Source organism: Pseudobacter sp. (assembly GCF_051955275.1).
Taxonomy (GTDB): Bacteria; Bacteroidota; Bacteroidia; order Chitinophagales; family Chitinophagaceae; genus Pseudobacter.
In genome coordinates, this window is the sequence record NZ_JBQCGW010000024.1 from 1 (window position 1) to 16,267 (window position 16,267).

Consider the following 16,267-nt stretch of genomic DNA (forward strand, 5'->3'; position numbering starts at 1 on the left):
CAGCACGGTCGTGTGAATTTCGGGTTTTACACTGTATTCCTGAAAGATGTTAAATGCGGCGATATGCAGTACGGGAAAAATTATTACGATTACCAGGAAGGCACCCTCGTGTTTGTGGCCCCTGGCCAGGTGATCGGATTCGAGAATACAGGTGTGCCCTACCAACCGCAGGGATTCGCCCTTGTATTCCATCCGGACCTCATCCGCGGCACCAGCCTGAGCAGGAATATCGGTCAATATAATTTCTTCTCGTATGACGTACATGAAGCCCTGCACCTTTCCGAGCAGGAAAGACAGATCGTTGTGGATTGTTTCCGGCGCATCGATATGGAGCTGAGACGCGGTGTTGACAAGCACAGCAGGAACCTCATCGTATCCAATATTGAATTGTTTCTCAACTATTGCACCCGGTTTTACGACAGGCAGTTCATTACCCGCGATACTGCCCATAAAGGAACACTGGCCAGTTTCGAGGGCCTGCTGAACGAATACTTCCAGACCGGCAAGCCTCAAACGGAAGGCCTCCCTTCTGTGGGTTATTTTGCGCATCAACTCCATTTATCCGCCAATTATTTCGGAGACCTGGTAAAAAAAGAAAGTGGAAAGACCGCCCAGGAATATATCCAGCTCAAACTGATGGACCTGGCCAAAGAGCGGATCTTTGATACCAGCAAGTCCGTAAGCGAAATTGCCTACGAGCTGGGATTCAAGTACCCACAGCATTTCACGCGGTTGTTCAAGAAAAGGGTTGGTTTTACCCCCAATGAATACAGGATGCTGAACTGATGCTATAGAAGTTTTACTACAGCATATTTCAATATTTTCTATATCCTGTTCCTCCAAAAAAAATGTAATATTGGGGGTACCCTAAACGCTAGCCCAAATGCGCCCCCTATTGTTGATCATCCTGCTATCGGGAATTTCCCGTTCGCATGCTCAGTTTGCATATGTATCTGACAAGGACGGATATGCGAATGTCCGGAAATCCCCCAGCTCAGGAAATAATGTTATCACCCCACTTTTGAACGGCCACCTGGTTTATCTACTGGAGGCAAATGGTAACTGGACAAATATTCTCTTCACTAAAAACGGGAAACAGCAGACCGGTTATATTTTCAATGACCGTGTAAAGATCATTGCCGGCTACAATACTATTCCTATTATTGAGGATGATGCACACAATGTACTTTGTCAGAAAGATTCAGTGAAAGTGCTGGTAAGCACACAGCCTTTCAATAAAGAAAAATACAAACTCTGTTACAGTAAGGACAATCCCGCATACCTGGAAAGCATCAATGGAAAGCACGGCTGGGGTGTTGATGGTTACATGCCCACTTCCGAGTACAAATCCATTCAGATCCAGATCGGGAACAGAAAAACAAACCTTCCGGCAGTTGCGCTGAGCAACCTGTTTGAGCCATCACTCAGTAATACCCGCGTGCAGTATGATCACCGGAAAGACATCCTGTATATCGAGTCGGTGAACAGTGAAGGCGCCGGTAATTATATGGTGATGCTGAAAGTGGAGAAGGGTGTATTCCGTGAAAAATTAACGACGTATGGAGAATAAAAAATGCCTTCAGGCTGCCAACTGAAGGTGTTTTTTTATGCATTGATCAGAAACCTTTTTTTCTGCCATCAGTTGCACTACTCTTTCCTGCATTCTTCACATACTTCTCCAGCCATGCATTCTGTTCGTAGAGCATATGCAACAGGTTCTCTTTTCCCCTGTACCCGTGGGCTTCGTAAGGCAGGCTCACAAAACGCACTGTGCCTCCATGCCCCTTCACGGCATTGAACAGGCGCTCACTCTGAATGGGGAAAGTACCGGGATTATCATCCATTTCTCCATGGATCAGCAACAGCGGAGTTTTTATCTTATCGGCATAACTGAAAGGGCTCATTCCTGCATACAGCTCAGGTGCCTGCCAGTAAGTGCGGTCTTCATTCTGAAAACCGAATGGTGTGAGGCTTCTGTTGTATGCACCGCTTCTTGCAATGCCAGCTTTGAACAGATTCGTATGTGCCAGCAGGTTAGCTGTCATGAAAGCCCCATAACTATGCCCGCCTACGGCCACGCGGTTCCTGTCGCCCACTCCCAGGTCCCACAGTTTATCGATGGCCGCTTCCGCATTCATCCTCAGCTGATCTACAAAATTATCATTGGGCTTTTTGCTGGTGTCAGTTGCCACGATGGGCATCTCTGCATTGTCCAGCACTGCATATCCCTGGGTAACCCAGAATACCGGTCCGCCATAGCTCACCATGGTAAAACGGTCCTGTGAGCCACGGATCTGCGCCGCATCAGCAGCCGAATTGAACTCACGGGGATAGGCCCAGATCAATACCGGCAGCCTGCCGTCTTTCTGAGGATCATAATTTTCAGGAAGATAGAGATCACCACTCAGATCTACCCCATCCGCTCTCTTGTACGTGACCTTTTGTTTGCTGATGCCTTTTAGTTGCGGGTAAGGATTCGCGAAATTTGTGATGGGCAGATCAGCGATCCGCAGTACCAGGTTCTTGATAAAATAATTCGGCATATCCTTCTGCGATTCGCGGCGGGTGAGCAATACCAGCTTATCAGCATCCAGCACTTCTGTTACAGCCTCGTAAGTTCCGGGCTGGCTGCGCCAGAGAATTTCATTCTTTTTTGTGGTCAGATCAAATCTTGCGAGGAAGGGAAGATCTCCCTTCGGAGAACTGCCAACCTGGTTGTTCATGAGCATTTTAGTACCATTATCCACCAGTTTGATCACAGGCCTTCCATATTTATTCTTCTCCGTTACAGGTGTACCGGGATTTGCATACGCATCAGTTGAATTGCGCTCCCACAGCATTTCGAGCTGTCCGGTTGAAGGATTATAACGGCTCATGCGCCCGCTCTGTCTGCTTTGCAGCCGCTCTGATACCAAAGCAAAATCTGCGTTGCCCCAGCTGATGCCACCGAAGCGCCAGGTAGTTTTGAAAAGCTCCCTGGGCTCACTGCTGAATGGCGCGCTGAGTGATAAAACCTGGTCGTGGAAATCAGTCCTGCTTTTGTAAATACCACTGTCAAGCGGCATGCACCAGGTAAGTGTTGCCGGCTCATCATCGCGCCAGTCGAATCCGCGAGGGGCATTCAATACATTGTCATATCCAGATGGGGATAATTCTGAAGAAGGTATGTCTGCGATCCGCTTCACCAGTTTACCGGTGAGGTCGGTGATACTCACTGTTGCATTGAAACCCGATGCAGGCACCAGGTACGAGAACGGTTTGTTGATGGTGCGCAGCAGCAGGAATTTTTTATCAGGCGATAGACTGTAAGAAGAATAAATAGCAGGCTTGCCGATCTTCGTTTCAATTCCGTTCACGTTCTTTACCAGTTGTGCCGTGGCATAGAAAGCAAATAACTGCTCATCGTATGGGGATCTGATCAGGTCCTGGTAAGTACGGCTGGGCGCCGTTTTCCCAAGGTTCTGCTGAATGGCCGGACCGGATGGCATCAGTGATTTCACCGGTGCCGCCGAGGCTGGTTGCAGGATGTTTTTGTACAGGATGGTCTGATCATCCATCCAGGAATACTCCTGCCCGGTAATCACATTGAGTGGCTGCCTGTTCATTTTAGCAGCCTTGCGTGAGGATACATCGATTATATAAAGATCCACTCCTTTATTGGTAGTATTGAGGAATGCGATCTTCTTCTCATCAGGGCTCCAGCTTACATTGCCTGCCAGCATACCTGCAGGAAGGCCTGTTACCTGGTATTCTTTATTGGCCGTGATATCTTTAATGATGAAGTTGTTGATGAAATTCTGACGGCTGGGAGCGAAGTTATTGGGATTGATACGGAGCCCCGCGATCTTCAGTTCGGGTTGCGCAAGCTCTTCCACCGAGGGATAACTGTTTTTTTCCATCAACAGCATCCGGCTTGCGTTTGCATTGATGCTTACAGAAGGAGTGGGTTTCGCGAGAAGCAGGTCTGCAATTTCTTTGGGTGGTGTCTTGTAACCTTCATCCTGGGAAAAGCAGGTAGAGAAAGTGAACAGGCTAAGGATCAGCAGCAGTTTTCTCATGTTATATAGAAATTTTTTTTTCAAATGGATACCAACTTGGACGACAAGCTATGAAAAATCCTGTGCAGAAATAGAAATTTGATGACAGCGGATTGGATTTCCATGTGAAAAAACCGAAAAACCATCCTTTCAAAAATGCGGCTGCCGCATTTATACATTTCGCAAAACCCGCACCAGTAGCGGGTTTCGAAAAATATTTATTACTTAATTGTTGCAACATATATTTAGTTTGTATAACTTTAGTAAATATCCGTAACGCAAAGTAATTTCTCCAACCCATGAAGACTTTTCGTTCCACTTCCAGTATCCTTTCACAATTATAAATCACGATAGCACATCTCTCGTTTCTCTTTTAGCCATGACTCACATTGAACCTGCTTTCGCCAGGTTAGTTTGTTTTCATCAACTTTCAGCTTGCGTCAATTCATGATTGATTGACGAACCATTATTACCAGTCCGGTGAAGGACCGGAAACCTTGTCGCCATGCATAAAAAGACCTACTGGCTGACACTGCTCGTGTCATGCTTAATCAGTTCTATTGCCTTTACACAACAGACGATCAGTATACAATTGATAGAGATCGTCAGGAAGACACCTGTTGCCTATGGCACACTGATCATCAAAGTCACAGATAACAGTAATAAAAAACAACTATACGTTACCGATAGTAATGGCATATCTGTATTCCAGGTAACCGGTCTCAACATCAGTATACGTGCATCACATGTGAACTACCTGCAGGTAGATACGGTGATCCGCCGGATATCGAGATCAGCAATATTTCTTACCGGTACAATGCACTCAACAATGATGTATTGAAAAACATTTCATTGACACTTCCCAGGGGAAAGATCACCGCCATTGTAGGGGCTAGTGGTAGCGGCAAGACCACCCTGGTAAAACTGTTACTTGGCTTTTACAAACCAGACCAGGGAAGTATCCGGATAGGGAATACAATCCTTTCACAAATCCCTTCTGAACAATGGCGGGAGAGTTGCGGCGCCGTATTGCAGGATGGTTATATCTTTTCCGACACCATTGCCAATAATATTTCAGAGTCCGATGAAGTATTCAACCAGGAGAAATTCGATAATGCCGTCTTCGTTTCAAATATCAGGGATTATATAGATTCGCTGGCTTTGAAGGCAAACACCATGATCGGCAGCAAGGCAATGGCCTCAGCCAGGGACAAAAGCAACGGGTGCTGATTGCCCGTGCGGTGTACAAGAACCCCGATTACCTGTTTTTTGATGAAGCCACCAATGCACTCGACACCAGGAATGAACATATCATCATGGAAAACCTGGATAATTTCTATAAAGGGAAAACAGTAGTGATCGTTGCGCACCGGCTAAGCACTGTCTGCAATGCAGACCAGATAGTGGTATTGGATGAAGGCATGATTGCTGAACAGGGCACGCATCATGAACTGGTAGAAAAGCAGGGGATCTATTTTCAACTCATCAAGAACCAGCTGGAGCTCAGCAGTTAAATATGCAAAACAACAATTTCAATCAACTCATCAGGAAGAGGATCGGCCAGATGCCGCCCCGGTTGAAGTATTGGGCGGGCGGCATTATCGGCGCTGTGGTCATCGGATTGATCTACCTGCTCTTCTTTTTTACAATAACCGATCAACAGGGAGAGACAACCCTGATTGAAAAGGTCTTCAAGAAAGAAAACACTAATCATTGATCGGACACCCTGCCTGTTTGCTGCAGTGGTAATATATATTTTTCATACATATAGGGAGAGAGCGGCTTCAATCTTATCCTGGGTTCAGTCGGGCGCCAGCCATGGCTGGTATAATATTCTATATTGTTCCTGTACTTTACATACCAGATCTGCCCGATCGATTCAAAAGTGATAGTTTCAGGCTGATTGATCTTTTTAAAGTATTTGAGTTTCTGGGAATCAAGCGCTACAACAACAGTGTCTCCCATACGCGGTTGACAGGAGACCGGTTCATAATGATCCCCTGCCCAATACATACAACCACCGGCCGAAGCACTCTTCCCTGAAAAAAAATAGATGACAACAGAAGAGATCAGTAACAGAAAGAGCAATAATAAAGCTGTTCTGGAAGAGATAAACGATTCCCATTTTTTTATTAAACTACTTCTGCGTACATGATTTCCCATCATTTCACTGGTAAAAACTTTCTGATTTATTTCAACTTTCATTATATCTACCGGGTGATTCCCTTTATTATTCCAGCTGGAATTTCTGGAATATCCGGATTCTACTGATCCGGTTTCCAGGATTGTTACAGATGCCGGATTTTCAGCAGCAGGCAGGATTTCCTGATCCGTTTCCGGAATCGTTCCGGCTTCCTGTTCAACTTCTTCATACTTCTTATTATAATCATATGGCCTGCCCTTGAAGTCGATCAACCAGGCTAAAAGCTTGATTACCTTTCGATCTGGCTTTCTGGTTCCTTTCTTTAAAAGGTTTTCCAACGGTTTGAATTTCCCAATTTCTATTCTATCTATCGCCTCCAGAATAACTCCTGCATTGCCCCCTTTGCCAAAGAACTCTTTAAGATCAGATTCATCCTTTACATCAAATCTATCTCTGCAAATAGTCATGCACAGGTCTCTCAAACCGGCAAGTGTAGGATTGACCAGGCTGTCAGGGAGTACCCCGGCAGCCTTCTTTTTTTCATAATCCTGTAATACCAGGTCTCTGTAACGGGCAAACATTTTCCGAAAAATTAAGGTGAGTGTATCGTTTAAAATGGAATTGTAAAAGCTTTTCCGGAATACCGTAAGAATTACCGGAATTACTGGAATTGTTTACCAATCCGCCTCTTACCCGCAATAATTTTGATCCCGGAATCAACAAACACCTCGAAAGCTAAGAGGTCCTCTGTACAGAATTGATTTCTCCGTGAGCTGCGAGAACGGAAGTTTTCAAAACGGCCTGGGAAGCGACTAAAAGGCTTCCGTATTCAATGCTCCATCCTTCCCAAAAAAAGTAAGAAGCGCTTCTTACCCGACTATTTCCCGGCACCGGTGCCTCGCATCCGGCCCCGGATGCCGGATTAATCCATCATTTAAAACTTTAAGCAAATGCTTTCAATAATCTTAGCATTATTCTGGGCCTTCGTATGCCCGGATCAGACCACTACGCACTGTAATAACAATCAGGGACAGGTTACAACTATGGATGATACCGGTGGCGAACCAGGACGGATTCCGCCCAGGCCTCCAAGACCATAATCATCAACGGAAAGGCAGGATTTATTCCTGTCTTTCTTTTTTTCAAAAACGAGATTGGCATTAAGATATATATTTTTTTATATTTAAGTCAAATTACCATTTTTGAGAACCTTAACCTTGCTGCTGCTTACTTGGGCTATCATTCCTGTTGCCTGCAAAGAACATCCCAAAACAGCCCAGCCCGAATACGAACCAGATTATCTCAAGGGAGAATCCCTTTTTCTGGCCAACTCCGATTCTGCCTTTTATTACCTGACTAAAGTGACTTCGGAATCAAAAGACAGTCTGAGCATTGCCATGTCCTACAACCTGATGGCCTGTATCCAGTCTGATGCCGGAGATTATTTCGGTGCTCAGGAATCAGCGCTTTCCGCATTGAAATATCTCAATACACAAAAACAAAGCGATCAGTATTGCCTGATGTCTACCTATGTTGGACTGGGAACTTCAATGCTCAATCTGAAATATTATGATGACGCATTAAGATATTTTAATCTTGCATTACAAATCAATATCGGCGAAAGCGAAAAAAATACTGCTCTGAACAATATCGCCCTCGTTTACAAAGGCAAAAATGAATTTGCCAAAGCTGTTTCCATTTACCGGGCAATAGAAAAGCAAAAACTGAAACAGGATGATTATGCCCGTGTGATCTCCAATCTTGCCAATGCCAGCTGGCTGAACGATTCCGGTTATCAGGCCGCTCCGGAGCTCTGGCAGGCAATGCAGATCAGAACATCGCTCAACGATGACTGGGGCCTCAATGCCAGCTACTCACATCTTTCCGATTTCTACACAGGATCAAACCCGGATTCAGCCCTGATCTATGCAAAAAAAATGTACGCTGTTGCCCAAAAGATCAAAAGCCCGTCCGACCAGGTGGAAGCCCTTGAAAAGCTGATCAGGCTTAGTCCTCCTGCTTCTACAAAACAATATTTTTTTCGCTATCAGTTTCTGAACGACAGCATCCATACAGCCCGCGACAGCGCCCGTAACCAGTTTGCACTGGTACGGTATGAAACGGAAAAGAGCAAGGCTGACAACCTGGTATTGCAAAAAGACAACACAGAAAAAAGAATACAGATCTTCTCGCAATGGATAATCATTTCAGGAACCCTCCTTCTGGCAGGTTTTCTTTTCAACCGGTACCGGAAAAGGAAGCAACGGAGCATGAAAGAGCTGAAACTCAAAACATCCCGGAAAGTACATGATATCGTTGCCAATGGTCTTTATGGTGTTATCACTGAACTTCAGCACAAAGAACAAATTGACAAAGATGACCTGCTGGATAAGATCGATTCGCTCTATGAACAATCCCGCGATATTTCTTATGAATTTGCCGATCTGAATCAGGATATATATGAAAGCGCCAGTAAAATGCTCGCATCCTTTGCCACTGCTGATACAAGGGTAGTCACCGCCGGTAATAACAAAGAGCTATGGAACAAATTGAAGCCTCATGCCCGGAAAGAGCTGGAGCATATCCTGAAGAACCTCATGATCAACATGAAAAAACATAGCCAGGCCCGTAACGTAGTGATCAGATTTGAAAAACAAAATAATCAGTTGATGATCCGGTACCAGGATGATGGCATTGGCCTTCCTCCGCAATTTAAATTCGGGAATGGATTGTCAAATACGGAAAACCGTATTTCTGCTTTGGGAGGCAGCTTTACTTTTGAGAAAACCGAAACAAAAGGATTAAGAATCCGGATTATTATCCCAATCAACTGAAAGTATGATCCAAAAAGTACTCATAGCAGAAGATCATGAAAGCTCAAATATTTCCATTCAGAAAACGCTGGAAGAGTTGGAGATCGGACATATCGATTATGTTTATTATTGTGACGATGCCTTTTCAAAAGTTGGAAATGCGCTGAACACAGGCAACTCCTATGATCTGCTTATTACTGATCTTTATTTTGAAGAAGACCAGGTACCGCAAAAGATAGACGGAGGGAAAGCGCTTATCGCTGCGGTGAGGAAAGTGCAGCCGGATTTAAGAGTGCTTGTATTTTCTGCGGAAAGCAATCCCTATATGATTGAAAACCTTTTCCAGAAATACGAAATAGACGGTTTTGTCCGGAAAGCCCGGAATGATGCCAAAGAATTGAAAAAAGCAATAGAAACCATCGCAGCCAATCAGCGGTATTTTCCACGGCACCTGATGCAGCTGATCAATCAAAAGAATGTCCACGATTTCTCTGACTTCGATATCACTATCATTTCACTACTGGCAAACGGATTGATGCAGAAAGATATCCCGGCTTACTTAAAAGAGAACAAAATAAAGCCCTCTGGATTGAGCAGTGTTGAAAAACGCCTCAACCTGATGAAACAGAAATTCGATTTTTCCAATAATCAGCAACTGGTGCTTTATTGCCAGAGTCTGGCGCTTATATGATGAAGTTCCTATTCCGTTTTCCTGAATTTCACCCACCTCAAAACCGGATTTCCATATTCAAATCCTGTAACCGCTCCTTTATCATTCCTCAGCATCCTGATGATCATCATCCCTCCCTGAAAAGCGTTAGTGTCAACCGGTTTAAATGGGAGTTTCTTTTCAGGAGTATGTTCCAGTTGAATGATCAGCATGCCGTCACCCGCCGTTACTGTGAATGCAGTACCAATCTCATCACTTGCATACCGGCCTTGCATGGCGCGCAACTCATCAGCTGATGGAGCATACATCCTTGCACGATGGAGCGTGGTGACCAATCCTTCCATCGACTTCAGCTCGATCAGGTCTTTTGATACAAAATTCAGTTCAAATTCATCCTGCGACATATACTGCACTATCGCACCCACGCTTTTGAATCTGTTTTTACCAATTGCAGCCAGGGCAGGTCCGTTGGCTATCCGCAGTCTAATTCCATCGTACTGTATCCGTACCGGCTCGCCTGTCCTGTCGTTAAAATACAGTCCTGCCCTTGATTTCAGATCAAGAGCCGCGAGTGCCGCACTATCTGTTATTTCACCGGGAATATTTTTTGTTTGGTCTTTCAGGTCTGCCGCATCGACCAGCAAATCAACAATCCGATGAGCAAACTGCATGCGGTTGGTGCCATCACCTGAATTGCATAAGATGGCAATGCTCAATCCATGTTCAGGATATCGGCCCAGCCAGCCTTTGTAACCTGCAGCACTGCCGCTATGCCAGATCTCTTTCACACCGCGGTAGCTATCCAGGAAAAGTCCACGTCCATACCCCAGTACTCTCCCGTTGTTAAGTGTTGCGGGTTCCTGGATTTTAGCGGTAACGAATTTACCAAGACGTGCATCTGTAATTGCATCGTTCCAGATTACCAGATCACTCGCAGTGCTCATCAAAGCACCACCACCGCCGCGGTCATTATCCATCAGGATCATCATCTTCCAGTTATTATTTTTCTTTTCATAGGCAAGTGCCCTGTCAGGAATAATATCCCGCAGATCATCCTTGTAACTGGTGCTCTTCATGCCCAGTTTTTCAAATAATCTGGCATTCGCAAACGCAGCAAAACTGTTCCCCGTTTTCCGCGCAATGATCTCTTTCAGCAATACATAACCGCTGTTTGAATAATCCCATTCGTCACCGGGGGCAAAATTCAGGCCGCGTTGCCGCATCACCAGTTTCAGTGCATCGGGATCACCATTGGTGATCGGCATCATGCCGGTCCAGTCGCGGATGCCGGAAGTATGCGTCAGTAAATGATCCAGCGTGATCTTAAAACCATAATCAGGTAATTCAGGTATATACTGATGAATATCTTCAGTGAGAGAAAGCTTTCCTTCTTCCACCAGCAATAAGGTGGCGGCCGCTACAAACTGCTTGGCAAGAGAGCCTGCATCAAAGACCGAATTGACACTGAGTGGCACTTTCCTTTCCAGGTCAGCACTTCCGTAGGCACGGTTCAAAATCACTTTGCCATGTTGTGAGACTGTACAGACGCAGCCAGGTGCTTTTTCGCTGGTCCAGTTGAAGATCTTATCTATCTCTGTGAGCTTGTCCTGCGCCATAACACTGGTATGATGCAAGAAGATCAGTGATAGGGTAAGCAGCATGCCGGCTTTGGCAAATATATTTTTCATCTGTTGCAATTTTTTGAGGTTCTATCTGAATCCGAAAATAATGGGGAAGAGAAAAGTGACGATGATGGCCCAGGCTGCGTACACCGGCAGATAAGCTGCAATGGAAATTCCCACATCGCCCGCTTCTTTTTTCTTCGAGGCCACCAGGTATAATTGCCGGGTCACCAGTAAAATGTTTATCAGGATCAATACATTTCCACCCAGTACTGCCAGCCTGTTTGGTGTGAGCCCCCATGAAGAGATGCGGAACAGGATAGCGGCAAGCACGATGCCGTTCACTATGATGGTAACAACAGAAAGTAATAACAGTATCCAGATCTCTGCCGCTGTCTTTTCATGCCGGGATGCTTCTGCGATGGAAAAGAAGATGATGGCCATTACCCCGATCAGCAGCACATTGAAGAGCAGCAGGAATTCCCTGTCATTGAAAGGGTCCTTGCTCCTGGAAACAAATGCTACCAGGAATACCACCAGCATTACCAGTACCAGCGGGCTGAATATCCTGGCTATAACAGGCGATACTTTTCCAACCAGCTGCGGATTTGATTGTACCAGGTAAGTTCCCAGCAAGGGGGCTGCAGAAAGTCCGGTTATTACCACATAATTAAAATAGATCTTTTCTATTTGGATTCCGATCATGGAAAAGAGATTGATGGTAACAGCTGTGAGGATCCCACCTGCAATCAGGATGAGCGTGGTCATCACCAGCAGGTCGCCATTGTAGCTGAGAAAATTCAGTCTTTTTCCCGGCTGATTGTTTGTATCACCAAATACAAATCCGAGCAATGACCAGAGAAAAAGCGGCAGGTGAATGCAGGCCAGTTGCGTGGTGTCGTGTTCCATTACATCAGGGAGCGAATTGATATACACAACACTGGCCAGCATCGCTATTGTTACGAAAAGGATCTTGCCGGTTCCTGCTTTATGCTTCCAGGCGAAATAGGCCGTAAGAAAAGGAAAAACGATAAAGCCAACATTACGCATGTAAAATGGCTCTTCATTCAACCCGAAGATGACAGGCAGTTTCGCCACGAGTGCCGCCATCACGGAAGCGATGATCACAAAGAGCAGGTCGTGGCGCAGATCAGGTGCAGCAGCTGTGCCGGTATAGTTCAGCCTTGCCTGCCAGAATCCCAGGAGGGAATTGTTCTGCAGGCCGGGATACAGCAGGTTGAAGGAGCGCTTGAAAGCCGGTTTGTCGGATCTGTACAGCGTTTCCAGCGCTGCGGGATCATGTTGGTTAGCCAGGATCTCTTCTTTCATATGAATGGTTATAAGTTGATTCACAATGCTTGTTTAAAATTTTTGAAAGAACTTTGTATTTCAAAGTAAAAGGACAAAAAAAATGGGTTTTTAGGGTTTTGTCTTGTTTGAATTGAGTAATTGCTCCAGTGTTTTCAGGTGATCGTCGAATGCTTTTTTACCTGCCTTCGTCATATAATATTTTGTATTTGGTTTCCTGCCAACGAATGATTTGTCCACTCCGATGAATTCTTCTTTTTCCAAAGCCTTCAGGTTGCTGGCCAGGTTACCATCCGTTATATCCAGGTAATCCTTGAGGGCATTGAAGTCAAGCATCTCATTCACGGCCAGCACCGACATGATTACCAACCTGATCCTGTGCTCAAATGCTTTATGTAAACCATCGATGGATATTTTCATCTTTCGTACCTGTAATGCATGTAAATGCCATAAACAATATGGACCACGCCAAACCCCAGCGCCCATAGCAGCAGTCCGTACTCCGTGAAATAAGAACCAATCAGTCCGAGCCCCACATTGATCAGTCCCAGGCTTTTCATTTCTGCATAGGTAAACTTTCCGGCACTGTACTGTGCGAGGCCATAGAAAAGCAAAGTGAACGGTGCAACGAACCCCGTCATTCCTTTCGCCATCATGATCAGCACCAGCAGTCCACCTGCAACCAGCGGCACGCCCATATTCACCAGTAACCGCTTCCCTACCGGATTGCTGAATTTCTCCTGCATCCTGCCAGCCTTTTTCCAGGAAAGCAGGAAGGCCGTACCGAGGGCCAGTACCAACACAATCAATCCTGTCAGCACCAACGATTGTATCTGGTCACCGGCCGCAATATCTTCACCAGGTTCAAAGTCCAGGATATACCAGGCAACGAAGGCACCGGCCAGGGCGTAAATACCCGCCATCACACCTGCCAGCCCGGATAACGACAGAAACCTGGAAGACCGCTCCATCATGGACCGCATCTCCGTTATGTCCTGAATATATTCCCGTTCATTTTTCACTTGAAAGTACTTTGAATTTCAAAGCTAAAGTAAAATCCTTGATTTAGCAAGCAGATATGCCATTTTTTATTGTATCCGGGAAAGTTCTGGACCGGCGGGGGAAAATCCGGTTTTAAAAGGGTCTGTCCCTTAAAGACAGGCTGAGCATGGATGGCAGCAATCAGGAAAGTGCAGAGTTTTGCGGCGTGGGCGCTATAAATAACGGAATACCTGCTTACGGTATTCTTCAAAGTCCTGCTCATTGGAAAAAGACTGGAATCTGTCCTGCCTCCCATCCCTGTTCTCTCTAACGAGGATCACTTCCTGCCCGCCAATGATGGTGCGTTTTGCTTTCTCGAAAATCAGTTCCAGCTCCTGCACATCGCGGATGGTCTGCAGCTCTTCTATGCGGTTCACTACAATTACAAAGTCTTCCATACTGCTTGTTTATCGTAAAGTTATGCTCTTCTTTCCTCCTTTGTAGCCTGGAGATTTCTGGCCGGGATCACTGTTCTATGATCAATTCAAAATTACTGTTGAAACTCAGCTTGCCTTCTGTTTCCACTTCACTGCCCGGTATTTTCCACCCCTTCAGTTTACCGGTCTTGCCTTTGGCAATCAGATCGGCAATCTGTTTATCCGTGAGTTTCTTTCCGAATATCTCAAAAGGCACCTTGAATCCACAGACACTGAAATTGGCACAGCCATAGGCTGTATTGCCTTTGCGGAGCGGATGTGATTTACATTTCGGACATTGCTGTTCATCGATGGCTACCGCTTTTTTCGGTTCTTTGGCATCTTTAGGCTCTTTGGATTTGTCTTCTTTCTTTGGTTTTTCGCTTTTCTCCTTTTTCTCAGGCTGTTCGGGCGCAATGGTGATCACCTTGTAATTGGCCGTCTTTACCTCTGCGGTAAGATCGATCACCATTTGGATCAGTTCCTGCTTGAAGGTTTCCATCGCGTACTCGCCTTTTTCTATCTGCCGTAATTTTCGCTCCCAGATCCCCGTTAGTTCAGGGCTTTTCAGTAATTCCGTCTGAATGGTATCTATCAGATCGATACCCGTTTGAGTGGCAAAAATATTCTTCTTCTTTTTTTCGATGTATTTCCGGCGGAAAAGTGTTTCAATGATATTGGCGCGGGTGGAAGGCCGCCCGATGCCGTTATCTTTCAGCAGTTCCCGCATCTCTTCATCATCCACCTGTTTGCCGGCAGTTTCCATGGCGCGCAGCAAAGTGGCCTCGGTAAAGGCTTTTGGAGGGGAGGTCTTACCCTGGTGTATCCTTGGTGTATGCGGACCGGTTTCGCCTGCTGTAAAAACGGGCAGGATCTTTTCCTTTTCTTCCTCGTCCCCTTCTTTTTTTGCACTGACATCATTGGCATATACTTCTTTCCATCCCGGCTCCAGGATCTGCTTTCCTGTAACCTTGAAAGCCACCTGCCCAACTTTCCCGAGCACGGTGGTATTGGAGATCTTACACTCAGGATAGAAGGCCGCAATGAAGCGCCGCGCTATAAGGTCATATACCCGCTTCTCCTCAGGTCCGAGGTTTGACGGAAAGATGCCGGTAGGAATGATGGCGTGGTGATCGGTCACTTTCTTATCATCGAATACAGTCTTTAATTTGGGGATCGGCTGGGCCAGCACCGGGGCAGTGAGGACCGCATAAGGCGTCAGGTCTTTCATGATCCCTTCAATTTTCGGATGCAGGTCTTCTGACAGATAGGTAGTATCTACCCTTGGGTAAGTAACCAGTTTTTTCTCGTACAGGTTCTGTACATATTTCAAAGTATCATCTGCCGAATATGCATATTTTTTATTGGCTTCCACCTGCAAGGCGGTGAGGTCAAAGAGACGGGGATTTCCCTCTTTACCTTCTTTCTTTTCAAAACTGGTGATCTCGAAAGGATGTTCTTTCAGATAGGCCAGTCCTTTTTCCGCCCTGTCAAGCACTTTGATCCGGTCGATGGTTGCCGTGAACTCCACATCGCGGTACATGGTTTTCAGTTCCCAGTATTCTTCCGATGTAAATGCATTTATCTCTTTTTGCCTGGCCACGATCATTGCCAGGGTGGGCGTTTGCACCCTTCCGATGCTCAGCACGGTTTTGCCCTGGGCAAACTTTTTAGTGAAAAGGCGGGTGGCATTCATGCCCAGCAGCCAGTCCCCGATAGCGCGGGCACTGCCCGCTGCATATAAATTATTGTACTGTTCGGATTCTTTCAGTTTCTGGAAACCTTCGCGGATAGCGTCTTCTGTGAGGGATGAGATCCAGAGCCTCTTCACAGGCACGGCACATTGCGCTTTGAGCAATACCCACCGCTGGATGAGCTCTCCTTCCTGGCCGGCATCACCGCAGTTGATCACTTCATCACATTGTTTTACCAGGGTCTCAATCACTTTGAACTGCTTCTGTACACCCGCATTTTCAATCAGCTTGATGCCGAAGTTGGCCGGGATCATGGGCAGGTATTCCAGTCGCCAGAATTTCCATTGTTCCGTATAATCATGCGGCTCCTTCAGGGTACAGAAATGCCCGAAGGTCCAGGTGACCTGATACCCGTTGCCTTCATAATACCCCTCCTTACGTTGTTTGGCGCCAATCACATCCGCAATATCCCGCGCTACGCTTGGCTTTTCCGCAATGCAAACCTTCATAGTGGATGAAAAGA

At 46.0% G+C, this 16,267-nt stretch carries 17 protein-coding genes; 8 read left to right on the forward strand and 9 right to left on the reverse strand.

Going from position 1 to position 16,267, the window contains the following annotated elements:
• Together ACTHMC_RS02630 and ACTHMC_RS02635 are read left to right on the forward strand one after the other, a co-directional pair.
• Window positions 1-786 (forward strand): helix-turn-helix domain-containing protein (locus ACTHMC_RS02630; protein ID WP_440410559.1); only part of this gene is annotated, 786 nt, incomplete at its 5' end.
• 97 nt (window positions 787-883) lie between these two features.
• On the forward strand, window positions 884-1,570 hold the full coding sequence (locus tag ACTHMC_RS02635; protein ID WP_440410561.1) for an SH3 domain-containing protein: 687 nt from the start codon (window positions 884-886) through the stop codon (window positions 1,568-1,570).
• A gap of 46 nt (window positions 1,571-1,616) precedes the next feature.
• Here the strand turns inward: ACTHMC_RS02635 and ACTHMC_RS02640 are convergent, their stop codons facing one another.
• Entirely contained in the window at window positions 1,617-4,058 is a 2,442-nt protein-coding gene (locus ACTHMC_RS02640; RefSeq protein WP_440410563.1) for a prolyl oligopeptidase family serine peptidase, read from the reverse strand.
• A gap of 1 nt (window position 4,059) precedes the next feature.
• Window positions 4,060-4,278, reverse strand: coding sequence for a hypothetical protein (locus ACTHMC_RS02645; protein ID WP_440410565.1), 219 nt, complete (start codon window positions 4,276-4,278; stop codon window positions 4,060-4,062).
• Between the two features lie 264 nt (window positions 4,279-4,542).
• Here ACTHMC_RS02645 and ACTHMC_RS02650 point away from each other — a divergent pair, with 264 nt between their 5' ends.
• From ACTHMC_RS02650 to ACTHMC_RS02665, 4 genes are read left to right on the forward strand one after another with little or no spacing between them, the layout of a single operon-like run.
• Entirely contained in the window at window positions 4,543-4,878 is a 336-nt protein-coding gene (locus ACTHMC_RS02650; RefSeq protein ID WP_440410566.1) for a hypothetical protein, read from the forward strand.
• A complete protein-coding gene (locus tag ACTHMC_RS02655) occupies window positions 4,875-5,267 on the forward strand; it encodes an ATP-binding cassette domain-containing protein (RefSeq protein WP_440410568.1) in 393 nt (130 codons plus the stop codon). The genes ACTHMC_RS02650 and ACTHMC_RS02655 overlap by 4 nt, the downstream gene beginning before the upstream one ends.
• Window positions 5,261-5,551, forward strand: coding sequence for a hypothetical protein (locus ACTHMC_RS02660; RefSeq protein ID WP_440410570.1), 291 nt, complete (start codon window positions 5,261-5,263; stop codon window positions 5,549-5,551). Before ACTHMC_RS02655 ends, ACTHMC_RS02660 begins: the two co-directional genes overlap by 7 nt.
• 2 nt (window positions 5,552-5,553) lie before the next feature.
• A complete protein-coding gene (locus ACTHMC_RS02665; RefSeq protein WP_440410572.1) occupies window positions 5,554-5,754 on the forward strand; it encodes a hypothetical protein in 201 nt (66 codons plus the stop codon).
• Here the strand turns inward: ACTHMC_RS02665 and ACTHMC_RS02670 are convergent.
• Window positions 5,748-6,761, reverse strand: a complete 1,014-nt coding sequence (locus tag ACTHMC_RS02670; RefSeq protein WP_440410573.1) for a hypothetical protein — start codon at window positions 6,759-6,761, stop codon at window positions 5,748-5,750. The genes ACTHMC_RS02665 and ACTHMC_RS02670 overlap by 7 nt on opposite strands.
• A 621-nt stretch (window positions 6,762-7,382) precedes the next feature.
• Here ACTHMC_RS02670 and ACTHMC_RS02675 point away from each other — a divergent pair.
• Both ACTHMC_RS02675 and ACTHMC_RS02680 read left to right on the forward strand, forming a co-directional pair.
• On the forward strand, window positions 7,383-9,014 hold the full coding sequence (locus ACTHMC_RS02675; protein ID WP_440410575.1) for a tetratricopeptide repeat-containing sensor histidine kinase: 1,632 nt from the start codon (window positions 7,383-7,385) through the stop codon (window positions 9,012-9,014).
• Between the two features lie 4 nt (window positions 9,015-9,018).
• Window positions 9,019-9,684: a response regulator gene (locus ACTHMC_RS02680; RefSeq protein ID WP_440410577.1), complete on the forward strand. Its 666-nt coding sequence runs from the start codon at window positions 9,019-9,021 to the stop codon at window positions 9,682-9,684.
• Between the two features lie 8 nt (window positions 9,685-9,692).
• On the opposite strand, the gene ACTHMC_RS02685 is transcribed toward ACTHMC_RS02680, so the two are convergent.
• The 6 genes from ACTHMC_RS02685 to ACTHMC_RS02710 all read right to left on the reverse strand — a co-directional run bounded on the left by ACTHMC_RS02685 (window position 9,693) and on the right by ACTHMC_RS02710 (window position 16,253).
• Entirely contained in the window at window positions 9,693-11,351 is a 1,659-nt protein-coding gene (locus ACTHMC_RS02685; protein ID WP_440410578.1) for a serine hydrolase domain-containing protein, read from the reverse strand.
• 21 nt (window positions 11,352-11,372) lie between these two features.
• Window positions 11,373-12,638: a hypothetical protein gene (locus tag ACTHMC_RS02690; protein ID WP_440410580.1), complete on the reverse strand. Its 1,266-nt coding sequence runs from the start codon at window positions 12,636-12,638 to the stop codon at window positions 11,373-11,375.
• A 66-nt stretch (window positions 12,639-12,704) separates the two neighbouring features.
• Window positions 12,705-13,013 (reverse strand): winged helix-turn-helix domain-containing protein, encoded by a 309-nt coding sequence (locus tag ACTHMC_RS02695; RefSeq protein ID WP_440410581.1) that lies wholly within the window; start codon window positions 13,011-13,013, stop codon window positions 12,705-12,707.
• Entirely contained in the window at window positions 13,010-13,615 is a 606-nt protein-coding gene (locus ACTHMC_RS02700; RefSeq protein ID WP_440410583.1) for a hypothetical protein, read from the reverse strand. The genes ACTHMC_RS02695 and ACTHMC_RS02700 overlap by 4 nt, the downstream gene beginning before the upstream one ends.
• A 192-nt stretch (window positions 13,616-13,807) precedes the next feature.
• Entirely contained in the window at window positions 13,808-14,032 is a 225-nt protein-coding gene (locus ACTHMC_RS02705) for a hypothetical protein (RefSeq protein ID WP_440410584.1), read from the reverse strand.
• A gap of 67 nt (window positions 14,033-14,099) precedes the next feature.
• Window positions 14,100-16,253, reverse strand: a complete 2,154-nt coding sequence (locus tag ACTHMC_RS02710; protein ID WP_440410586.1) for a DNA topoisomerase 3 — start codon at window positions 16,251-16,253, stop codon at window positions 14,100-14,102.
• Between the last annotated feature and the right edge of the window lie 14 nt (window positions 16,254-16,267).

Excerpts from the sequence above, each read along its gene's own strand:
- ACTHMC_RS02635 (WP_440410561.1), top strand. The coding sequence starts at position 884 with ATGCGCCCCCTATTGTTGATCATCCTGCTATCGGGAATTTCCCGTTCG.
- ACTHMC_RS02640 (WP_440410563.1), bottom strand. The coding sequence starts at position 4,058 with ATGAGAAAACTGCTGCTGATCCTTAGCCTGTTCACTTTCTCTACCTGC.
- ACTHMC_RS02645 (WP_440410565.1), bottom strand. The coding sequence starts at position 4,278 with ATGTTGCAACAATTAAGTAATAAATATTTTTCGAAACCCGCTACTGGT.
- ACTHMC_RS02650 (WP_440410566.1), top strand. The coding sequence starts at position 4,543 with ATGCATAAAAAGACCTACTGGCTGACACTGCTCGTGTCATGCTTAATC.
- ACTHMC_RS02665 (WP_440410572.1), top strand. The coding sequence starts at position 5,554 with ATGCAAAACAACAATTTCAATCAACTCATCAGGAAGAGGATCGGCCAG.
- ACTHMC_RS02670 (WP_440410573.1), bottom strand. The coding sequence starts at position 6,761 with ATGTTTGCCCGTTACAGAGACCTGGTATTACAGGATTATGAAAAAAAG.
- ACTHMC_RS02680 (WP_440410577.1), top strand. The coding sequence starts at position 9,019 with ATGATCCAAAAAGTACTCATAGCAGAAGATCATGAAAGCTCAAATATT.
- ACTHMC_RS02685 (WP_440410578.1), bottom strand. The coding sequence starts at position 11,351 with ATGAAAAATATATTTGCCAAAGCCGGCATGCTGCTTACCCTATCACTG.
- ACTHMC_RS02695 (WP_440410581.1), bottom strand. The coding sequence starts at position 13,013 with ATGAAAATATCCATCGATGGTTTACATAAAGCATTTGAGCACAGGATC.
- ACTHMC_RS02705 (WP_440410584.1), bottom strand. The coding sequence starts at position 14,032 with ATGGAAGACTTTGTAATTGTAGTGAACCGCATAGAAGAGCTGCAGACC.
- ACTHMC_RS02710 (WP_440410586.1), bottom strand. The coding sequence starts at position 16,253 with ATGAAGGTTTGCATTGCGGAAAAGCCAAGCGTAGCGCGGGATATTGCG.